Source organism: Rhodanobacter sp. L36, from assembly GCF_009765755.1.
Lineage (GTDB): Bacteria > Pseudomonadota > Gammaproteobacteria > Xanthomonadales > Rhodanobacteraceae > Rhodanobacter.
The window spans coordinates 1,185,869-1,205,755 of record NZ_LMUV01000011.1 but is presented as its reverse complement, the minus strand read 5'-3'; the positions used below and the strand labels follow the sequence as shown (position 1 = coordinate 1,205,755).

18 protein-coding genes are annotated in these 19,887 nt (G+C 62.0%); 10 read left to right on the top strand and 8 right to left on the bottom strand.

The window, feature by feature from the left end:
- Positions 1 to 36 precede the first annotated feature (36 nt).
- Together GSQ73_RS15210 and GSQ73_RS15205 are read left to right on the top strand one after the other, a co-directional pair.
- Positions 37 to 798, top strand: coding sequence for an NAD kinase (locus tag GSQ73_RS15210; RefSeq protein ID WP_158885472.1), 762 nt, complete (start codon positions 37 to 39; stop codon positions 796 to 798).
- Between the two features lie 184 nt (positions 799 to 982).
- On the top strand, positions 983 to 1,912 hold the full coding sequence (locus tag GSQ73_RS15205) for a 5'-nucleotidase (RefSeq protein ID WP_158885470.1): 930 nt from the start codon (positions 983 to 985) through the stop codon (positions 1,910 to 1,912).
- Between the two features lie 65 nt (positions 1,913 to 1,977).
- Here the strand turns inward: GSQ73_RS15205 and GSQ73_RS15200 are convergent, their stop codons facing one another.
- On the bottom strand, positions 1,978 to 2,685 hold the full coding sequence (locus tag GSQ73_RS15200) for a hypothetical protein (RefSeq protein WP_158885468.1): 708 nt from the start codon (positions 2,683 to 2,685) through the stop codon (positions 1,978 to 1,980).
- Between the two features lie 76 nt (positions 2,686 to 2,761).
- Here GSQ73_RS15200 and GSQ73_RS15195 point away from each other — a divergent pair, with 76 nt between their 5' ends.
- From GSQ73_RS15195 to GSQ73_RS15180, 4 genes are all read left to right on the top strand, one after another.
- Positions 2,762 to 2,932: a 5'-nucleotidase gene (locus GSQ73_RS15195; protein ID WP_256371889.1), complete on the top strand. Its 171-nt coding sequence runs from the start codon at positions 2,762 to 2,764 to the stop codon at positions 2,930 to 2,932.
- Positions 2,933 to 3,004: 72 nt separating this feature from the next.
- Positions 3,005 to 3,997 (top strand): SDR family oxidoreductase, encoded by a 993-nt coding sequence (locus tag GSQ73_RS15190; protein ID WP_158885466.1) that lies wholly within the window; start codon positions 3,005 to 3,007, stop codon positions 3,995 to 3,997.
- A gap of 16 nt (positions 3,998 to 4,013) precedes the next feature.
- A complete protein-coding gene (locus GSQ73_RS15185) occupies positions 4,014 to 4,166 on the top strand; it encodes a hypothetical protein (RefSeq protein WP_158885464.1) in 153 nt (50 codons plus the stop codon).
- A 366-nt stretch (positions 4,167 to 4,532) separates the two neighbouring features.
- The gene (locus GSQ73_RS15180; RefSeq protein ID WP_158885462.1) at positions 4,533 to 5,039 is read left to right on the top strand and encodes a DUF4142 domain-containing protein; all 507 of its coding nucleotides are present in this window, start codon (positions 4,533 to 4,535) and stop codon (positions 5,037 to 5,039) included.
- A gap of 51 nt (positions 5,040 to 5,090) precedes the next feature.
- Here the strand turns inward: GSQ73_RS15180 and GSQ73_RS15175 are convergent, their stop codons facing one another.
- From GSQ73_RS15175 to GSQ73_RS15165, 3 genes are read right to left on the bottom strand one after another with little or no spacing between them, the layout of a single operon-like run.
- The gene (locus tag GSQ73_RS15175; RefSeq protein ID WP_158885460.1) at positions 5,091 to 5,738 is read right to left on the bottom strand and encodes a LysE family translocator; all 648 of its coding nucleotides are present in this window, start codon (positions 5,736 to 5,738) and stop codon (positions 5,091 to 5,093) included.
- Positions 5,735 to 6,580, bottom strand: a complete 846-nt coding sequence (locus GSQ73_RS15170) for an NIPSNAP family protein (RefSeq protein ID WP_158885457.1) — start codon at positions 6,578 to 6,580, stop codon at positions 5,735 to 5,737. The genes GSQ73_RS15175 and GSQ73_RS15170 overlap by 4 nt, the downstream gene beginning before the upstream one ends.
- A gap of 42 nt (positions 6,581 to 6,622) precedes the next feature.
- Positions 6,623 to 7,201, bottom strand: coding sequence for a hypothetical protein (locus GSQ73_RS15165; protein ID WP_158885455.1), 579 nt, complete (start codon positions 7,199 to 7,201; stop codon positions 6,623 to 6,625).
- Positions 7,202 to 7,292: 91 nt separating this feature from the next.
- On the opposite strand from GSQ73_RS15165, the gene GSQ73_RS15160 reads away from it, so the two are divergent.
- Positions 7,293 to 8,249 carry a YafY family protein gene (locus tag GSQ73_RS15160; RefSeq protein ID WP_158885453.1) on the top strand — a complete coding sequence of 319 codons (957 nt, stop codon included), beginning with the start codon at positions 7,293 to 7,295 and terminating at the stop codon, positions 8,247 to 8,249.
- A 9-nt stretch (positions 8,250 to 8,258) separates the two neighbouring features.
- On the opposite strand, the gene GSQ73_RS15155 is transcribed toward GSQ73_RS15160, so the two are convergent.
- Positions 8,259 to 9,137 (bottom strand): DMT family transporter, encoded by an 879-nt coding sequence (locus GSQ73_RS15155; protein ID WP_158885451.1) that lies wholly within the window; start codon positions 9,135 to 9,137, stop codon positions 8,259 to 8,261.
- Positions 9,138 to 9,263: 126 nt separating this feature from the next.
- Between GSQ73_RS15155 and GSQ73_RS15150 the strand changes: the two genes are divergently transcribed.
- The 3 genes from GSQ73_RS15150 (at position 9,264) to GSQ73_RS15140 (ending at position 13,411) form a co-directional block, all read left to right on the top strand.
- Positions 9,264 to 10,433: an acyl-CoA dehydrogenase family protein gene (locus GSQ73_RS15150; protein WP_158885449.1), complete on the top strand. Its 1,170-nt coding sequence runs from the start codon at positions 9,264 to 9,266 to the stop codon at positions 10,431 to 10,433.
- 107 nt (positions 10,434 to 10,540) lie between these two features.
- Positions 10,541 to 11,089, top strand: a complete 549-nt coding sequence (locus tag GSQ73_RS15145) for a GNAT family N-acetyltransferase (protein ID WP_158885447.1) — start codon at positions 10,541 to 10,543, stop codon at positions 11,087 to 11,089.
- A gap of 45 nt (positions 11,090 to 11,134) precedes the next feature.
- Complete coding sequence (locus tag GSQ73_RS15140; protein ID WP_158885445.1) at positions 11,135 to 13,411, top strand: thiamine pyrophosphate-dependent enzyme; 2,277 nt, start codon at positions 11,135 to 11,137, stop codon at positions 13,409 to 13,411.
- 21 nt (positions 13,412 to 13,432) lie between these two features.
- On the opposite strand, the gene GSQ73_RS15135 is transcribed toward GSQ73_RS15140, so the two are convergent.
- The 3 genes from GSQ73_RS15135 to mfd form a co-directional block, all read right to left on the bottom strand.
- The gene (locus tag GSQ73_RS15135; protein WP_254063423.1) at positions 13,433 to 15,172 is read right to left on the bottom strand and encodes a diguanylate cyclase; all 1,740 of its coding nucleotides are present in this window, start codon (positions 15,170 to 15,172) and stop codon (positions 13,433 to 13,435) included.
- A 388-nt stretch (positions 15,173 to 15,560) separates the two neighbouring features.
- Positions 15,561 to 16,280: a class I SAM-dependent methyltransferase gene (locus tag GSQ73_RS15130; protein WP_158885443.1), complete on the bottom strand. Its 720-nt coding sequence runs from the start codon at positions 16,278 to 16,280 to the stop codon at positions 15,561 to 15,563.
- A 102-nt stretch (positions 16,281 to 16,382) separates the two neighbouring features.
- Positions 16,383 to 19,841: a transcription-repair coupling factor gene (mfd, locus tag GSQ73_RS15125; RefSeq protein WP_158885441.1), complete on the bottom strand. Its 3,459-nt coding sequence runs from the start codon at positions 19,839 to 19,841 to the stop codon at positions 16,383 to 16,385.
- Positions 19,842 to 19,887 lie beyond the last annotated feature (46 nt).

Genomic DNA, 19,887 nt, shown 5'->3' with positions numbered 1-19,887 from the left:
TGTAATCTCCTCGCGTCTCCTGCCGGGTTCCCACGCATGCGCTTCGCCTTCGTTGCCAGCGATACCCACGTTGCCCAGCAGGCGCGGCGCAAGTTGATCGATCGCTACGGTGATGTACCGCCGCAGGAAGCCGAATTGATCGTCGCTCTCGGTGGCGATGGCTTCATGTTGCGCACGCTGCACGCGTTCCGCGCGCTGGAGATGCCGGTATATGGAATGAAGCTGGGTCGCGTCGGTTTTCTGATGAACAAGCACCGCATCGACGAACTGCCCGAGCGCATCGAACGCGCGCATACGGCGTCTTTGTTTCCTCTGCAGATGCAGGTGACTGATGCGGCCGGCCAGGAACACACGGCGCTCGCCTTCAACGAAGTGTCACTGCTGCGCCAGAGCAATCAGGCAGCGCATCTCGAAGTGCAGCTCAACAGCATTGTGAAATTGTCCACGCTGATCTGCGACGGCATTCTGGTGTCCACGCCCGCCGGTTCGACCGCGTACAACCTTTCCGCGCACGGCCCGATCTTGCCACTGGATGCGAACGTTCTGGCGTTGACGCCCATCAGTCCATTCCGTCCGCGTCGATGGCGCGGCGCCATCCTGCCGCATCGCACTGAGGTCATGTTGCGCATACTCGATCCGGTCAAGCGGCCGGTGAGCGCCACCGCCGATTTCCACGAAGTGCGCGACGTGCGGAGTGTGTCGATCAGGCAATCCGGCGGGCAGGGCGTGCGCCTGTTGTTCGATCCCGAGCACAACCTCGAGCAGCGCATCCTGGACGAGCAGTTCGCCGCGGAGTGAGTCTTTGAGCACAGCGCCGAGAGGCGAGTAACGAGGTCGCAAGCTCGCGATCATGTGACGTGCTCCGTTCTTGCGCTTGATCGTCATGCCGGCGAAGTCCGGAATCCGAGCACTTTCGATTTTTGCATCTGGCTACTTGCTCTCTGCCTCGCCGCTCGTCTCTTGTCCCTGCTAGATTGAAGCGATGAATTCTCCGGTCTCAGATATTCACGATCCAGGTGCTGCCACCGATCAGCGCCTCGTCGTGGCGATTTCCTCACGTGCGCTGTTCGACCTGGGCGACAGCCACGCATTGTTCGAGCGTGACGGACTCGATGCCTATCGCGCATTCCAGATCGAACGCGAAAACGACATCCTGAAACCGGGCGTGGCTTTTCCGCTGGTCCAGAAATTGTTGGGCCTCAACAAGCTCGCCGGTGACGTGCCGCCAGTGGAAGTGATTCTGCTGTCGCGCAATTCCGGCGACACCGGGCTGCGCATCTTCAACGCGATCCAGCATTACGGACTGGAAATCAGTCGTGCCGCGTTCACCAGTGGCGCGCCGACCTCCGACTACATCGCGCCGTTCAAGGCCGATCTGTTTCTTTCCGCCAATGCGGAAGACGTCGGTCGCGCACTTGTTGCCGGCGTCGCGGCCGCCACCATTCTTCCGAGCACCGCGCCGCCGCGCGCCAGCGAACAACTGCGCATCGCCTTCGATGGCGACGCGGTGATCTTTGGCGACGAAGGTGAACGCGTGTCGCGCGAGGAAGGCCTCGAAGCATTCCATCGCCGCGAAACCGAACACGCCTCCGAACCACTGTCAGTTGGCCCGTTCCGCGGATTCCTCACCGCATTGCATCGCTTGCAAGCAGCATTTCCCGCAGAAAATTCGCCGATTCGCACCGCGCTCGTCACCGCGCGTTCCGCGCCCGCGCACAAGCGCGTCATCCTCACGCTGCGCCGCTGGGGCGTGCGCATCGACGAAGCCTTGTTCCTCGGCGGTCGCGACAAAGGGCCGTTCCTCGATGCGTTCGGCGCAGATATCTTCTTCGACGATTCACCGGCGAACGTCGAGTCCGCGCGCAAGCATGTAGCGACCGGACATGTGCCGCATGGGGTAAGCAACCGATGAGTACCCGGTGAAACGAAAACCGCATGTCGTCTCAGAAAGCCTCTGCATCCACCAAAGGCGCTTACCTAATTTCCGTCAGGACAAGGCGTCGTCTGAGTTCCTGTTCCTCCGAAGACAGGCGTTTGACAGAGGCCAGATCCTGGTCCGTTGCCAAGCTTTTCCTGGTAGGCGCGATCAGCCGCGGCGCGATTCGCCGCATCCTTTCGCAGATCATTTCCTTGATCTTCGTACAACTGGGTCATGTCGTTTTGGGTCTGCCTGCTCTGCTGTCGCTGCTTTTCCATGGCTTCGACCGACGCCCTGTTTCCTTGTATCGAGGCATCCCTGGCGACGTGCAGATCATGGAATTTTTTCATCCACTCAGGATGTAGCCGATGTTCCTTGATGGAAGCGGGTGTTACAGAGACTAATTTTATGAGCTGCGCATCGTAGATCAGGACGTCGGACGGCAATCGACCGCTATGCACCAATAGCCGATCGACGTCAGTGAAACTCACCATGCTCTTGATAATACCGTCCGGGTCGTTGGAGACTTTGAGGGCCTCCGCTTCCGCTTGGGCTGCTGCTTCATATCCTGGTGAGTCGAGCTTGGCTATTTTCGCCTCGAGACTCGCCTCCGCTTGCGCACGCGCCGCATTCGCCTGCGCCAGTGCGTCGCCAGCTTGGTCGTTGCTTCCTTGGGCACTCGTTGCGAAGGACGAGTTAGATGCGCAGCCTGCCAGCAGAATAAATGCGCATACTCGGCACAGTGCTTTTTTTGAGAAGAAGTCCATGATGTTTTCTCCATCGACGTGGCATGGATCTTACCCGACGAATAAAGACGTCTACATCTTGCAGTAGGCGGCTGAAGTGGCAGCGGAGTTACGCGACCGATTTCTCGTTGCCGGACCGCCCAGAAACCCCAGACTCGACGCGATCGGCGCGGACATTTTCTTCGATGATTCGCCCGCCGACGTCGAATCCGCGCGCAAGCACGTGGCGACCGGACATGTGCCGCACGGCGTGAGCAATCGCGGCTGAGTAGCTGCCGAAAACTTCACCACGCGCGCACGTGGTCGCCGATAGCGTCATGTCCTTCTGGCGGAGTTCGACATGGCGACCAAAAACAAGACGCGTGCATCCACTGCGACCACTGTGCGTCGGCAGCGCGAGATTCAGGCGCAGACCGATCGCATGGATGCCGACAAGAAAACCAAGAAACCGAGCAAGGCACCTGCGCAAGCCGGCGCACGCAAACATCCCGAAAACCCTCTGCCGAAGCAGCACCAGCGCAAACCGGGCATCGAAAGCGAGCTTGATCCGCGCCCGCAATTCATGGCGCCGAGCTATAGCGGCAGCGGCAAGCTTGCAGGTTTGTCGGCGCTGATTACCGGTGGTGATTCAGGCATCGGTCGTTCGGTCGCGGTGTTGTTCGCGCGCGAGGGTGCGGATGTTGCCATCGTCTATCTCAGCGAAGACGGTGATGCGCAGGAGACGAAGGATCATGTCGAAGGCGAAGGCCAGCGCTGCCTTTTGATTCGGGGTGACGTGAAAGATCCGGCGTTCTGCCGCAAGGCGGTAGAGAAAACTGTCAAGACCTTCGGCAAGCTTTCGGTGCTGGTCAACAACGCGGCGTTCCAGGAACACGCCGAGTCGATCGAGGACATCACCGAGGATCATTTCGATCTCACGCTGCGCACGAATCTCTACGGCTATTTCCACATGGCGAAGGCTGCTTCGCCGCATCTCGGCAGCGGCAACTGCATCATCAACACCGGCTCGGAGACGGGTTTGTTCGGCAACGACAAGCTGATCGATTATTCGATGACCAAAGGTGGCATCCACGCGTTCACCAAGGCGCTGGCAGCCAACCTCGTAGCGCGCGGGATACGTGTGAACGCCGTCGCGCCCGGCCCGGTGTGGACGCCGTTGAATCCAGCAGACCAGCCGGCCGACAGGGTGGCGGAATTCGGCAAGTCGAGTGCGATGGGTCGTCCCGCGCAGCCTGAGGAAATCGCGCCGGCGTATGTGTTTCTCGCATCGCCGAGTTGTTCCAGTTACATCTCCGGCGCGGTATTGCCGGTGATGGGCGGCCCGACCTCTTGATTCGCCATCCACTCGCATGAAACGCAAACGCAGTGCGGCGTTAATCCTGTTGTTGGTGGCCTTGGTCGCAATTATTGCCGCGGGTTTTTATCTGGGCGTGACGCACCAGGAAGCGCGACCAGCGGGCGCGAGTACACCCGATGGCGCGCCGCCTGCGCCAGGCAAGTAACGGCACGACTGTGAATGCTGAGAGAAATCATGATTGAGCGCACCATCAATCCGACTGCGGCGTCCGTAACCCCCGCACCTTCTCCAAGTCGGCCCGATGATCCCTTGCCGCCTGCGCCCGTGCTGCCGGAACCATCACCTGATCCGACACCTGCGCCACCGGCGCCGGAACCCGTGCCATCTCCGCAGCCGCCACCCGAATCACCACCGATGACCGATCCGGAGCCACCGCCGAATCCGATGGGCGATCCGCCGATTCCTCCGGTCACGTCCTGATCTAGGCGAGATATCGAGTCAGTCACGTGACACACACCGTGCCATCACGACGCACGGCATAGCGTCCAGGTTCTTTACGAGGAGACGACTCATGACCATCGCAAAAAGAACACTAATCGCCACAGCCTTGCTCACCACCATGGCCGTCGCTCCATGGGCAATGGCGAAAGGCATGGCGGGTACGCACGACGCAAACTTCGTGACCAAGGCGTCCGCTGCCGGCATGACCGAAGTGCAGGCGAGCCAGTTGGCCGATGCCCACGCGCAGTCGGCGGATATCAAATCGTTCGCGAGCACGATGGTTACCGACCACACCAAGGCGGGTGACGAGTTGAAGGCGATTGCGCAGAAGGATGGGTTCACGCCGTCCGACGCACCGACGGCCATGCAGCAGAAAGCCATCACGCACTTGTCCACACTCAACGGTGCGGCGTTCGACAAAGCCTATTCGGCGATGATGCTGAAGGATCACAACGAAGCCGTGACGTTGTTCAAGGGTGAATCTGCCAGCGGCGCCAATGCCGATCTGAAATCATTTGCCGGCAACACGCTGCCAACACTCGAGCACCACCTCGCGATGGCGAAAAAGCTCAAGTAATCGACATGGATGCATGTGACGGTGCGCGATCATTTGCGCATCGTCTTCGATTCAAAGCGCGCGCCATCCCGCGAAACTGGTAAACATCGCTGCGACGATCAGCAGGGCACCGACGCTCCGTGCCATTGTCGTGCTCGCGGCGGGTTTGTCGTGCAGCCAGTGACGCGTCTTGTCAGCCAGCAATGTCAGTCCGCCATAAACGCAAAGTTGATTGATCGCGATGATCGACCACAACCTCATCGCCTGAAGCCAGAGAGTGCCTTCCTGCGGACGCAGAAACTGCGGAAAGATTGCCAGCATGAAGAGATAAGCCTTGGGATTGAGCAGGCTCGTAAGCACGCCCTGACCGAATGTGGCTGAAGCCGAACGTAGAGGTTTCGGACTTGATTTGCTGTCTGCCGATGAATCGGCGCTTGGATCGACGCGAATCAATGACCAGCCGATCCATGCGATGTACAACGCGCCTGCAAGCAGCAGTGCGTTGAAGGCGCCAGGAATGGTTTTCAGCAACACGCTGATGCCAAGTCCCGTCATCGCGACATGGCAGATGCCACCGGCAACAATCCCTGCGACCGCGACACATCCCCTGCGGCGTCCGCCGGTCAATGTGCTGCCGAGCACGAACGCCATGTCCAGGCCCGGCAGCACGATGATCCCGAACACCAGTGCCACGAACAGCCACAGCGGTGCGTGGGTCAAGGCGTCGCGTCCGTCATGCCAGTCAGCCAGCGAAGGCGCGAACGCGGCGTCGGATCCATCACGAGTCGCTCGGGCGCGCTGCGCAGGAGACCACTTGTGGCAAGTGCGTGCTCCGCGCTCGTCATGCGCGGCGTGATCTGGGCCAGTGCAGCATCGTCGCGGACCACGCCGAGCCAGACGAGAAACGGGCCGTCGCTGCGGATCGGCAGTTGTGGAAAATTGTTCGGCACGTCGAGCGACACCAGTAAGCCTGCAGTGCGCACACCCGTGTCGCTATACGCGGCGAAAGCCTGTTCCGCCTGTCTGGCGAATGCGTCCTCGCTACCTTTTTTCACGCTGAAGATCTGCGCGACCACGATGCCCTGCGCGCCGTTTTCCTCGACCACCGGATCGACTGCGGGCAGAACGAGCACACCCCGCTCGGGATGCAACGGGCGCATCAGCATCACGTTGTCGCTGTCCGGAAGGATCGCATTGACCTTGATCCGATGTTCCTTCCACACCGGCCCGTAATAGAAGGCCGATTCGATGATCGGTCGTGCACTGAGGTCCTTGAAACCGCGCAGCCAGGTGAAGTGATTCGGGTTGCCGCGTTCGGTGAATTGTCCGAACACCATGGCGCCGAGCTGCTCGAAAGCCTCGGGAAAATACGCATCGAAATATTTCACGAAGTGCGCGCGTTCGCCGTGCTCGGTGACATAGCGGCGAAACTCGATCACCTGGTTGTCCTGCAGATGCTCGACGGTCTGCATGTCCGTTGCTTGTCGCGCCAGTGCGCTGGATGTGCCCAGCGCGATACACGCAGCGACGAACGGAAGAAGTGTTGCGAGGAATTTCTTCATGAGGATTCTCGATGGATGCAGGATGGGGTGAGCAGATCGGAATTACTGACGCACGAATTCCATCGTCCAGTTGGTTTCCCACGATGCACCGTGATCGACCGAAAAAGCCTGTTCCCATGCAACGTGATTTTTATCTTGCAGCTTCCAGATGTGGCGCACGAGGATCGGCTTGCCGCCGAAGGTGTCGGGGCCTTCGAAGTCGCCGGTGTTGCCTGAGAACTTGCCGACAAGCGGCGGCTGCAACGTGATGGGCAAATTGAAATTGTCGACCCAGTACAACGTCCACTGCTGCGTCTGCGGATCGTAGAGATTGAAGCTGAGTGCCTCGAAATTTTTCCAGTAGCTGGTGCGGTAGTGCTCCTGCAAACCGAGGCCGCCGGGCAAAGGCTGGAATTCGTCCGTCGCATCGAACGGTATCCATGTGGTGGAACCGGCGAGCCGCTTCGCCAGCTTGCGGTTGTGCACGATCCAGTGGCCGTGGAGGCCATCGAAATCTTTCGAACCATCGTGCGCGGTTGTCGGTTGGGCCTGCGTTGGCATGGCGGATGTGGATGCGTTGACGGCGATGCCGATGGAGAAAGTCAGCGCGAGCAGGCAGGCGGCGAGTGTTCGGTTCGACATGACGTTGGCGACTCCGGCTTGTTGAAAGACATGCCGAGGCTAGAAGCGAAACAGGACAGATCCCGCCCTGATTCGTCGATACAATTGTCAGATGGCGTTACCCACCACGCGCGTGCTGGCGGTACTTGACCTGCTGCAGAGCCATGGCCGCATGAGCGGTTCGGAACTGGCGCAGCGGGTGGGCGTCGACGTGCGCACGCTGCGGCGCTACATCGTGATGCTGGAAGATCTCGGCATTCCGCTGACCACCGAGCGTGGGCGCCACGGTGCGTACATGCTGGTGGCCGGCTACAAGTTGCCGCCGATGATGTTCACCAACGACGAGGCGGTGGCGTTGTCGGTCGGGTTGGTGGCGGCGCGCGGTTTGGGGTTGTCCGACTCCTCACCGGCGGTGGAGAGCGTTCAGGCCAAGTTGTCGCGCGTGATGCCGATCAAGCTCAAGAGCCGTGTCGGCGCGATCGCCGACACGGTGAAAATCGACATGCAACCTTCGGCCGGCACTTTCGGTACGCAGGCCGCGTTGGTGACGCTGACGACGGCCGCGCAAGCACAGCAACGCGTGAACATGCGTTACGTGTCGGGGCAGGGCGAGCAAACGGAACGCCTGTTTGATCCGTACGGCCTGGCTTACTGGGCGGGCGGCTGGTACGCGCTCGGCATGTGCCACCTGCGCCATGCCCTGCGCTCGTTCCGGCTTGATCGCGTCGACGACGTGACGCTGACGGACGTTCCGTTTGAGCGGCCCGCCGGTTTCGATGCACTCGGGCAATTGATGCAGAACATCGCAAGCATGCCGCGCGGTCGTGCGATCGAAGTGTTGCTGCTGACGAATTTGGCGCGAGCGAGCTGCGCGTTTCCGCTTTCGTTCGGTCTGCTGGAACCGATCGATGGCGGCGTGCTGCTGCATGCCAGTGCCGATGACTTGAACTGGTTCGCGCGTCGACTCGCCAGCCTGCCATTCGATTTCGAAATACGTTCGCCGGATGCGTTGCGAACCGAACTGGCGCGATGCGCGATGCGCCTCCAGATATTGGCCAATAACGACTGAGCGATATCGTCAAACGATGCGCGCGCGTTTCCACCAGCGGGTGACTTTTTCTTCGCGCACGAAGGTGAAAAGACCGGCACCAAGAATGATCGCGATGCCGATGGCCATCGGCCAGTCCAGCCCGTCGCCGAAAAGCAGGTAGCCCAGAAACACTGCCCACAACATCTGGCTGTACTGGGTCGGCGCGACATGGTTGGCCGGCGATTTCTGCGTGGCCAGCATCAGCAACACCGCCGCCAACGCAGCCAGCAGGCCGTAGCCGAGCAGCAGCATCCACTGATGCAGGTTCGGCCAGTAAAAATCCTGCAGCAGCATCAACACGCCCGTAAGCAGCATCGGCCCGACCACGCCGGCGCCGTAAAGCGTGATGCGTTTTTCGTGCGGCCCGGCGACACGCATGGCGATCATCGCGATCGCGCTCGCGAACCCGCACACCAGTGCTGCAAGATGGCCGACGCCCAGCGCACGAAAGCCCGGCCTCAGCACCACCAGCACGCCGATGAAACCCGCCACCACCGCCGACCAGCGGCGCCAGCCGACGTGCTCCTTCAGCACCAGCACGGAAAGGAGGGTGACAAAGATCGGCATCAGGAAAATCAGCGCAAACGCCTCGGCCATCGGCAGCGCGGTAAAGGCGATCACCGCCGCCGTGCTGCCAATGGCGCTGGCGACCGATCGCACCAGATAAGGCCCGGGACGCTGCGCCACCAGAACTTCGCGCCAGCGATCGTTGCGCGACTTGATGAAGGGCAGCGCGGCCAGCGCCATGGCTGCACCGAAAAAAACCGCTTCGTACGCCGGCAACGAACCGCGCAGCGATTTCACGAACGCATCGCTGACGGCATAGGCAGCGAAGGCCAGGAAACCGAGCAGTACACCTTTGAACATGGCATTCCGATGGAGGGTGGCGACTGGGCGCGGCGGAACGCGTTCCGCGTGATGCGGGCCAAGCCTGTGGCGCTGTGGACCACGCGCTACAATAGCGGTTTTTCCGCACGCGTCTCCGGAGCTTTCATGGCTGTCGCCCTCAATCCGCTCGATCTCTACGATGTCCGCTCGCTGCTCTCCGATGAGGAGCGCATGGTGCAGGACACGGTGGGCCGCTTCGTCGACGAACGCGTGTTGCCGATCATCGGCGACTGCTTCGATCAGGCTCGATTTCCGATGGAGCTGATCCCGGAAATCGCTGCGCTCGGCTTGCTCGGCGCGACCATTCCGGAGGAATACGGCGGCGCCGGCATGAACGGCGTGAGCTATGGACTGATCTGCCAGGAACTGGAGCGCGGCGATTCGGGCCTGCGCAGTTTCGCTTCGGTGCAAAGCTCGCTGTGCATGTATCCGATCTACGCCTACGGCAGCGAGGAGCAGAAAAAGCAGTACCTGCCGCGCATGGCCGCCGGCGAAGTCATCGGCTGCTTCGGCCTCACCGAACCACATGGCGGATCGGACCCGGCCAACATGAAAACCAATGCGAAGAAAGATGGCGGCGACTGGATCATCAACGGCGCAAAAATGTGGATCACCAACGGCAACCTCGCGCACATTGCAATTGTCTGGGCGCAGACCGACGACGGCATCCAGGGTTTCGTCGTGCCGACCGACACGGCCGGTTTCAAGGCACAGGAAATCCACAAGAAGATGAGTCTGCGCGCATCCGTCACCAGCGCGTTGTTCTTCGACGATGTGCGCGTGCCGGACAGCGCGCGCCTGCCCAACGTGAAAGGCCTCAAGGGCCCGCTTGGCTGCCTCACGCAGGCACGCTACGGCATCACCTGGGGTCCGATCGGTGCCGCGCAGGCATGCCTGAAGGAAGTGCTCGACTACACCGCCGAGCGCATGCTGTTTGGCCGTCCATTGTCATCGAACCAGGCCGTGCAGTTGAAAATGGCCGACATGGCGCGCCGCATCACCATGGCGCAATTGCTGTCGCTGCAACTCGGCAGACTCAAGGACGCGGGCAAGATGCAGCCCACACAGGTATCGCTGGCGAAGTGGAACAACTGCCGCATGGCGATCGACATCGCGCGCGAATGCCGCGATATCCTCGGCGGCGCCGGCATTACCACCGAGCACGGCGCGATCCGCCATGCGCTGAATCTTGAATCAGTGATCACTTATGAAGGCACCGAAACCGTGCACCAGCTTGTGGTGGGCCGCGAACTGACCGGCATCAATGCGTTCTGAATTTCTCGTCATCCCGGCAAAGGCAGGAATGACAGTCGAGAAAAGTCGTCATTCCGACGAAGGCCGGAATGACGAAAAGATAAGTCGATGGTGAGGCAGCACGCCACATGAACTTGCAGGACATCCGCATCGAAACGTCACGCCTCATCCTGCGCCCGCCGCAGCGCGAGGATTTCGACGCTTACGCAGCATTGATCGGCGACGAGGAAACCGCGCGCTACATCGGCGGACATCTTTCGCGCGACGCGGCATGGCGGAAATTTCTGCAGATGCCCGGTGCATGGATGGTGCAGGGTTTCGGCATGTTCTCGGTGATCGACAAAAGCGATGGGCGCTGGCTCGGCCAGCTTGGTCCATGGAAGCCGGAAGGCTGGCCCGGCAACGAGATCGGCTGGTCGTTTCGTCGCGATGTCTGGGGCAAGGGCTACGCGACCGAAGCCGGTATCGCTGCCATCGACTGGGCCTTCGAGCATCTCGGCTGGACCGACATCATCCATTGCATCGACCCGCGCAATATCGCATCGCAGAAGCTCGCCGAGCGACTGGGTTCGAGTAACTTGCGCAGCGGTACGCTGCCCGCGCCGTACCAGGATCACGTCATCGACATCTGGGGCCAGAGCCTCGGGCAATGGCAAGCGCGACGACCATCGGTCTGAGCCGTGCGCGACGCAACACCTCTACTCACTTTCAAGCGATCGATCATGTCCATTCCGTTTGCCATCAGCGCTCGTCACAAGGGCTTCAATCGTGCCGAGGTTGTCGACCAGAACTTCATCGAGTTCGTGCAGTTCTGGCAAGGCGATGTTCGCAGTGCGCCGCGTGACGACGAAGCAGTGTTGCCGGGCAGCGCACTCGATGCACGCGGGTTTCGCGAACTGCTCGAATCGCAACTGATCTCGCGTCACCTCGACCTGATGGCGCGCGTGCTGCGCGTGCAGAACAAGGTTTTCTACACGATCGGTTCCAGCGGCCACGAAGGCAATGCGATGGTGGCGCGACTCACGCGTCACACCGATCCGGCGTTCCTGCATTACCGTTCCGGCGGCTTCATGGCCGAGCGCTTCCGCAAGCTGCCGGGTATGGATCCGGTGATGGATTCGGCGCTGAGTTTCGCCGCCAGCAAGGACGATCCGGCCTCCGGCGGACGTCACAAGGTGTGGGGCAGCAAGCCGTTGTGGGTGCTGCCGCAGACATCGACGATCGCGTCGCACCTGCCCAAGGCGCTGGGCACGGCGGTGGCGATCGAGCAGGCGCGACGCATCGGTCACACGCTGCCGATCCCCGATGATTCGATCGCGATCTGCTCGTTCGGCGACGCATCGAGCAATCACGCCACTGCGCAAACCGCATTCAATGCTGCTGCATGGACGGCGTACCAGAAGCTTCCCGCGCCGGTGCTTTTCGTGTGCGAGGACAACGGCATCGGTATCTCGGTGAAGACGCCGACGGGATGGGTGGCCAGCAATTTCCAGCATCGCTCCAACCTCGATTATTTCTTTGCCGACGGCCTCGATCTCGCCGAAGGCTACGCGCAGGTGCAGCGCGCGGTGGAACATTGCCGACGCACGCGTCGTCCCACGTTCCTGCATCTCAGGACCACGCGCGTGATGGGTCACGCCGGCACCGATTTCGAGATCGAGTGGCGCAGCATCGAGGAGTTGTTCGCGGTGGAATCCACCGATCCGCTGCTGCGTTCGGCAGGTATCGCGTTGGAGTCCGGCCTGTATTCGAAGGACGATCTGCTGAATCTCTACGAAGCCACGCGCAAGCGCTGCTTCGCCGCTGCCGAAGATGCGCACACTCGCCATCGCCTCACCACGCTCGACGACGTGATGACACCGCTGGCGCCGTACACGCCCGCCGCGGTGAAGAAGGAAGGCGAACGCACGGACTATGCGGAAAGGCGCCTCGCGGTTTTCGGCAGCGAAGCAAAGCTTCCGGAAAACCAGCCGCCGCGTCATTTGGCCATCCAGATCGGCCAGGCATTGCACGACGTGATGGCGAAATATCCGGAGTCGCTGCTGTTCGGCGAGGATGTGGCGCAGAAGGGCGGCGTCTATACGGTGACCAAGGGGCTGCACAAGGCGTTTCGCAATACGCGCGTGTTCAACACGCTACTCGACGAGACGATCATCCTCGGGCTCGCGCAGGGTTACGCCAACATGGGCATGCTGCCGATTCCGGAGATTCAGTACCTGGCGTATTTCCACAATGCTGCCGATCAGATTCGCGGAGAGGCTTCATCGTTGCAGTTTTTCTCCAACGATCAGTACCGCAATCCGATGGTGATGCGCATCGCGTCGCTGGGTTATCAAAAGGGTTTTGGCGGCCACTTCCATAACGACAATTCGATCACCGCGCTGCGCGATATTCCCGGCCTTGTCGTCGGCTGCGCGAGTCGCGGCGACGATGCCGCAACGATGCTGCGCACGATGATGGCACTGGCGAAAGTGGATGGCCGCGTGTGCGCGTTCCTCGAACCGATCGCGCTGTACATGACCAAGGACCTGCACGACGCCGGCGACGCGCAGTGGCAGTTCGACTATCCCGCGCCGGGCACGGCGATGACGTTGGGCGAGGGTCGCGTCTACAACGATGCGGCGAACGATCTGGTGGTGATCACCTTCGGCAACGGCGTGCCGATGGCGTTGCGCGCAGCACGCACGATCGAAAAAGAACTCGGCTGGAGCGTGCGCGTGGTCGACCTGCGCTGGCTGGCGCCGCTCAACGATGCGTTCATCGTGCAGCAGGCAAAGACGGCGAAACGAATCATCGTGCTCGACGAAGGCCGCAAGAGTGCAGGTGTGGGCGAGGGCGTGATCACCGCGATCGTCGAAGGTGGATTGGGCGCCACGCCGTTGCAACGCGTGGTGGGCGCGGATACGTTCACGCCGCTGGCCGGAGCCGCCTTGCTGGTACTGCCGGGCGAGGACGATGTCGTGGCGGCTGCGCGCGCTCTGGCCGCAAGTCCCGCGTAGTTGTCGAGGGATGCACGGCGATCAGTGATCGCCGCGACGCTTCTCCACCACGTGCAGGCGCGACGATGCCGGCATGACCGGCGTCACGTACAGGCTGACCTGGTTGCGCCCGTCAAGCTTGGCGCGGTACATCGCCTGGTCGGCGCGCTCGACCAGCGTTTCCAGATCGTCGCCGGCCTTGTGCATGGCGACGCCGATGCTGACGCTGAGCAACAGCGCATCGTCGTTGATGGGAATTTCCAGGCGGTGCACGCGCCGACACAGACGCGTCGCCACGTGCATGGCGTGATCCGGCAACGTGCCGTCGAGCAGCGCGACGAACTCTTCACCACCGTAACGCCCGAGCAGATCCGCAGGCCGCAATTCGGCGGCCAGCGCGCGAGCCACGGCCACCAGCGCGCGATCGCCGCTGTTGTGGCCCTGGCGATCGTTGAGCAGCTTGAAGTGATCCAGGTCGAGAAACAGCATCGCCATCGGTCGTGCCGGATCGACGGCCAGCAAGGCGCTGGCACGCTCGCTCCATGCGCGGCGATTGAGCACATTGGTGAGCGCGTCGTGATCGGCCAGCACGCGAACGACGTCGCGATCGTGACGCAGGTTGAGCGCGCGATCGGCGAGGCCCAGCGACAGCACTACTGCTTCAAACGCACCGCCAGCGAGGCTTGCATCGTTGAGCCATGCGAACTCCGGCAATGCGCCGCTGGTCTGCGCGCTGGTCAGCGCGGTGAGCAGCAACAATGGCGTCCACCCCGCGAGGAAAAACCACGCCGGACGCGAGCCACGCACCGCGGCCACGATCGCTGCCACCAGCAACAGGCCGGCCCCGAGCATGAGCAGCGGATTGAGCAGCAACTGCGCCACTTCGACCAGCAACGCGATGTGGCTGCAGCGCATCAGTACCAGCTGGATCATGCCCACGGCGAGCGCCACGATCGGCACGCGGGCGAGCGGCGCATAACGCTGCAACTCGCAAAACCGCATCATGAACAACGAAGCGAACGCCACCGAAAGCGCCACGGCCGCCGCGCCACTCATCACTGCCGTGCCGGACAGCCATTGCCATTCAAGGGGATGAAACAGGAACCCGGTCTGGATACCCTGGATCAGCGTGTAGCAAAAAATGTAGCCGGCGTACCACGCGTAAGTGACGTCGCGCAGCATCAGCGCAAAGCACAGCGCCATCAGCACCATCGCCAGCATCACGGCAAAGCACGCACTGGCGAAAACCAGCCACTGCGCGTCCTGCGTTTGATAATCCGCCATGGACTGCAACTGGAAACTCACCGGCGCGCTGATCGTCGCCGATGGTTCGAAGCGCAGCAGAATCGGCGTCGATCCGGATTGCGTGGCGGGCACTTGCCATGCCAGCCGTCCATGCCCGTGCAAGCCCGCGCTGAATTCATCCAGCGCCAGCGACTGCGGGACGCCTGAAGGGTAGACGTTGATCGTGCCGAGCGTGGGTGGATAGATCGACAGCACGCGTTCGCCGTTGTCCCACGGCGGCTGCGGGGTGATGACCACCCAGCTTCCGGTGCTGCTGCGCGGAAACCGCTGCAGCATGGATGGGTCGAAGCTCTTCAACTGGCCGGCGTTGTATTCGTCGAGCACGCTCTGCGGCGTATCGCCCGCGCGCACTTCGCGCCACGCGCCGTTGAGCGAAAAAGACGCGTGCGCAGTGCCGAACCACAAAAGGCCGAGCACGACGACGAAGCACGAACGCCAGACGCGCCCAGCTTTCGAATGTGTGATCGTGCCCCCCATTTCCATTCCCCCGTTTTGCCAAGCTCCTGCGGAGCCTTGCCCGTGAATCGTAGTGTCCATTCCACAACCCGCGTGTGCTGGCAACGTGCGTCGCCCAAGCCGGCCGTCGGCGGCAGAAACCTCGCGTGGAGGCGAATCGCCGGAACCGGACCATTTATCGTACCGGATACGAAAGCAGGTTGCGTGCCACGATGGCGCGACACTCGTTTCAAGCTGCTGTAGCGGGCCACGCTAGCCTCGCGGGGCGCTGGCGCGATGGGACAAGCGCGGTCCATCCAGCCCGGCTGCGGTTCGATCTGGACGCGGAGTGTCAGCTGATGGCTGGATCAGCGCCCGATGCCGGCCGGAAACCTTCGTGGGGTTCGATCAGCCAGCGACGATGATGCAGCTAAGCGCGTTTGCCCTGCGCCCACACGATCCAGACCGGCGGAAACATCGCGAGGATCGGCCAGCTACGGCGCACCTTGAGCGCGCCAGCCTCGCGCAACGAGTATGCATAGGCGCCTGTGCATCGGAAATCCAGTAGTGCGAGATGGCCGTCCGGTTTGAGTACCCGAACAATCTCTCGAATCGCCTGATCGCGGTCCGCGCTGTTCGGCAGATTGTGGATCGCGAGACTGGAGATGATCACGTCGAAGCTGTGATCGGGATAAGGCATGGCGCGCATGTCGCCGGTGTCGATCTGCACGCGGTCGGTAACGCCGGCCAGCGCCGCATTGCGGTGTGTGGCGTCGGCGGCGTTGCCGGATTGATCCTTCGTGCTCCACAGATCCAGGCCGGTGGCGCGACCATGCGGCAATTGTCGAGCCGCCTCGATCAACAGCAGGCCGCGACCGCATCCCACATCGAGCACCTGTTCGTCGCCACGCAGATGCAGCTGACGGATCATGCGGCGTATCACGAACGGCTTGCCCACGGTGCTGGTCAGCAGCATCAGCAGGCTGCCTGCAACGAACGAACAACCCGGATAGAGCGTCATCGAGCCGATATCCACGCGGCCCGATGCGGATGCGATCGCGAACGCCATGAGCAGAACGATGCCGATCAGGCCAAGGTTGCGCACCACCCCGGGTGCATCGATGCCGAATTGCGGTTTCGTCTGCTGCATGTCGCGCGCTCCTTCAGTGTGCGGGCATTGTGCGAGCGCCATCCATGCGGCAACCAGTGACAGCCGTCAGGTAAATCGTGTTCGCGTACGTGCGGCGGTTCGCTAACCGGGTCGACGCGCACCCAGCAGCACCAGCACTTCCTGCGCGCTGCGCAGTCGTTCGGCGGCACCGGGGAGATCGAGCGTGATCTTCAGCTTGTCCTGGCCGTCGAGCTTGTAAACGCGCGGCAGGTTCTGGATCAGCTTGATGATGGTCATCGGATCGACCTCGGGCTTCTCCCTGAAAATGATGCGTCCACCGTTCGCGCCGAAATCGAGTTTGCGGATGCCCAGCGGCGTGGCCATCAGCTTGATGCTTGCGACGGCGAATAACTGCTTGGTTGGGTCCGGCAGCAGCCCGAAGCGATCGATCATTTCCACCTGCAGATCGCGCAGCTCCTCTTCGTTACGCGCGCTGGCTATGCGCTTGTAGAGCGTGAGGCGAGCATGCACATCGGGCAGGTAATCGTCCGGAATCAACGCGGGCAGATGCAGTTCGACTTCGGTTTCGTGTTCGCTGCTGAGATCGAAGTCCGGCACCTTGCCTGATTTCAGCGCGCGCACGGCACGATCGAGCAGTTCGGTGTACAGGCCGAAACCGATTTCCTGGATTTGCCCCGATTGCTCGTCGCCGAGCAACTCGCCCGCGCCGCGGATTTCCAGGTCGTGCGTGGCAAGCGTGAAACCGGCGCCGAGTTCCTCCAGCGAGGCAATCGCCTCCAGTCGCTTCTGCGCATCGGCGGTGATCGACTTGCGGTCGGGCACGATCAGGTAAGCGTACGCGCGATGGTGCGAGCGGCCGACGCGGCCGCGCAGTTGATGCAACTGCGCGAGGCCGAAGCGATCCGCGCGATCGATGATGATGGTGTTGGCGGTAGGAATGTCGATGCCGGTTTCGATGATGGTGGTGCACACCAGCACGTTGAATCGCTGGCGATGAAAATCCGCCATCACGCCTTCCAGTTCGCGTTCCGGCATCTGGCCGTGCGCGATGCGGATGCGCGCCTCCGGCACCAGTTCTTCCAGCTCGCGCACCGTGCGTTCGATGCTCTGCACTTCGTTGTGCAGGAAATACACCTGGCCGCCGCGCGACAGCTCGCGCTGCAATGCTTCGCGGATCGTCGCCGGATCCCACGACGAAATGAACGTGCGCACAGCGGAGCGATGGGCCGGCGGCGTGGCGATCAACGACAGGTCGCGCAGTCCGGCCATCGCCATGTTCAGCGTGCGCGGGATCGGCGTGGCGGTCATGGTCAGCAGGTCGACTTCGGCGCGCAACTTTTTCAATTGCTCCTTCTGGCGCACGCCGAAACGCTGTTCTTCGTCGACGATGACGAGGCCGAGGTTCTTGAACTTGATGTCCGGCTGCAACAGCTTGTGCGTGCCGACGATCACGTCGATCTGGCCGTCCGCGAGGCGCTTCAGAGCATCGTTCACTTCCTTGGTCGATTTGAAGCGTGAGAGCACGTCCACGCGCACGGGCCAGTCGGCGAATCGGTCGGCGAAATTTCGATAATGCTGCTGTGCGAGCAAGGTGGTCGGTACCAGCACGGCCACCTGCTTGCCCGCGGTAGCGGTGGCAAACGCCGCGCGCAACGCGACTTCGGTTTTGCCGAAACCGACATCGCCGCAGATCACGCGATCCATCGCGCGTGGTGCGGCAAGATCGGCGAGCACCGCTTCGATCGCGGTTTCCTGATCGGGTGTTTCCTCGAACGGGAAGGTGCTGCCGAACTCTTCGACCAGCTGGCGATCGATCGGCATCGATTCGCCGCCACGTGCTTCGCGTTGCGCGTAGATCGCCAGCAGTTCCGCGGCGACGTCGCGTACTTTTTCCGCTGCCTTGCGACGCGCGCGTTCCCACGCATCGCCACCCAGCGAATGCAGCGGCGCCAGTTCCGGCGCGGTGCCCGAATAGCGGCTCACCAGCCCGAGCTGCGACACCGGCACATAGAGCTTGTCGCCTTTCGCGTATTCGATGGTAAGGAACTCGCCGTCCATACCGCCGACGTCCATAGAGAGCAGGCCCTGATAGCGGCCCACGCCATGATCGACGTGCACGATGGGTGCGCCGATCGTGAGTTCGGTGAGATCGCGGATGATCGCTTCCGGGTCACGCGCCGTGCCACGCCGACGCTTGCGATCGCGCTCGCTGCGCACGCGCTCGCCGTAGAGTTCGCGCTCGGTGAGCACGGTGATCGCAGGTTTCGTCAGCGCGAAACCCTGTTCGAGCCCGGCGATGGTAATGGCGAATGGCGTGTGGGAAGCATCACTCAGAAACGCTTGCCAGCCCTCGACGTTCTGCGGCTTCATGCCAGCCGTCGCCAGCGTTTCGATCAGCGCTTCGCGACGGCCGGCCGAATCGGCGGCGATCAACACGCGTCCCGGATAGCTCTCGATGAAGTGGCGCAGCGATGTGCCCGGTTCCTCGCCCTTGCGGTTGAGCGGCAACTCCGGCGCGGGCTGCGTACCGGACGCGACAGCGTGCTCGTGTTCTGCTTCCACATCGATGCGCAGGCGACGGTTGAGTTGTTCGCGCAGTTGCTCCGGCGAGAGGTACAACTCGTTCGGCGGAAGTACCGGGCGTTCGATGTCGTGCGCGCGCTGGTCGTAGCGTTCGGCCGTGTGCGTCCAGAATTGTTCGGACGATTCGCGCGTACCTTCGCCCAGCACGAACAGTGCATCGTCGGCGAGGTAATCGAACAGCGTGGCGGTCTGCGGGAAAAACAGCGGCAGGTAATACTCGATGCCGCCGGGCGTCACGCCTTCCTTCATGTCCTGGTACAGCGGGCAACGCCGCACGTCGATCGGAAAGCGCTCGCGCAGCGCAGTGCGGAAATCCTTTGCAGCTGCGTCGGTCAACGGAAATTCGCGCGCGGGGAGCAGATCGACTTTCTCCACTTGCTGCTGCGAGCGCTGTGTTTCCGGATCGAAGCTGCGAATCGAATCCACTTCGTCGTCGAACAGTTCGATGCGGTACGGCTCGGCGCTGCCCATCGGAAACACATCGAGTAGAGCGCCACGTACCGCAAAATCGCCTGGCTCGGCGACCTGCGGCACATTGCGATAACCCGACGCTTCCAGTCGTCGCTGCTCGGCGATGATGTCGAGCTTCTGACCTTTCGACAGCACCAGCCCGGAACCGGTGATGTGCGAGCGTGGCGCGATGCGCTGCATCAGCGTCGCGACCGGCACCACGAGCACACCGCGTTTCACATTCGGAAGCTGATACAGCGTCGCGATGCGCTGCGAAACGATTTCCGGGTGCGGACTGAACACGTCGTACGGCAACGTTTCCCAATCGGGGAAATGCAGCACCGGCAGACCGCCAGCGAAGATTTTCAGTTCCGCTTCGAGTGCCTGCGCGCGTTGCGTGTCGCGCGTCACGGCGACCAGCAAGCCTTCGTGCGTGCGCGTAGATTCGGCGATCAGCAACGCGCGGGAGGAGCCGTGGGGCGGCGTCCAGTAGCGGCGTTGCTTGGCGGTTTTCGGGAGCGGCGGATGGGGAATCGAACGGGACATAGATTGCGTGTGTTGGTGGCGACCTGAAGATCGCGCCGGGGAAGCG

Excerpts from the sequence above, each read along its gene's own strand:
- GSQ73_RS15210 (WP_158885472.1), top strand. The coding sequence starts at position 37 with ATGCGCTTCGCCTTCGTTGCCAGCGATACCCACGTTGCCCAGCAGGCG.
- GSQ73_RS15205 (WP_158885470.1), top strand. The coding sequence starts at position 983 with ATGAATTCTCCGGTCTCAGATATTCACGATCCAGGTGCTGCCACCGAT.
- GSQ73_RS15200 (WP_158885468.1), bottom strand. The coding sequence starts at position 2,685 with ATGGACTTCTTCTCAAAAAAAGCACTGTGCCGAGTATGCGCATTTATT.
- GSQ73_RS15190 (WP_158885466.1), top strand. The coding sequence starts at position 3,005 with ATGGCGACCAAAAACAAGACGCGTGCATCCACTGCGACCACTGTGCGT.
- GSQ73_RS15185 (WP_158885464.1), top strand. The coding sequence starts at position 4,014 with ATGAAACGCAAACGCAGTGCGGCGTTAATCCTGTTGTTGGTGGCCTTG.
- GSQ73_RS15180 (WP_158885462.1), top strand. The coding sequence starts at position 4,533 with ATGACCATCGCAAAAAGAACACTAATCGCCACAGCCTTGCTCACCACC.
- GSQ73_RS15170 (WP_158885457.1), bottom strand. The coding sequence starts at position 6,580 with ATGAAGAAATTCCTCGCAACACTTCTTCCGTTCGTCGCTGCGTGTATC.
- GSQ73_RS15165 (WP_158885455.1), bottom strand. The coding sequence starts at position 7,201 with ATGTCGAACCGAACACTCGCCGCCTGCCTGCTCGCGCTGACTTTCTCC.
- GSQ73_RS15160 (WP_158885453.1), top strand. The coding sequence starts at position 7,293 with ATGGCGTTACCCACCACGCGCGTGCTGGCGGTACTTGACCTGCTGCAG.
- GSQ73_RS15155 (WP_158885451.1), bottom strand. The coding sequence starts at position 9,137 with ATGTTCAAAGGTGTACTGCTCGGTTTCCTGGCCTTCGCTGCCTATGCC.
- GSQ73_RS15150 (WP_158885449.1), top strand. The coding sequence starts at position 9,264 with ATGGCTGTCGCCCTCAATCCGCTCGATCTCTACGATGTCCGCTCGCTG.
- GSQ73_RS15145 (WP_158885447.1), top strand. The coding sequence starts at position 10,541 with ATGAACTTGCAGGACATCCGCATCGAAACGTCACGCCTCATCCTGCGC.
- GSQ73_RS15140 (WP_158885445.1), top strand. The coding sequence starts at position 11,135 with ATGTCCATTCCGTTTGCCATCAGCGCTCGTCACAAGGGCTTCAATCGT.
- GSQ73_RS15135 (WP_254063423.1), bottom strand. The coding sequence starts at position 15,172 with ATGGGGGGCACGATCACACATTCGAAAGCTGGGCGCGTCTGGCGTTCG.
- GSQ73_RS15130 (WP_158885443.1), bottom strand. The coding sequence starts at position 16,280 with ATGCAGCAGACGAAACCGCAATTCGGCATCGATGCACCCGGGGTGGTG.
- mfd (WP_158885441.1), bottom strand. The coding sequence starts at position 19,841 with ATGTCCCGTTCGATTCCCCATCCGCCGCTCCCGAAAACCGCCAAGCAA.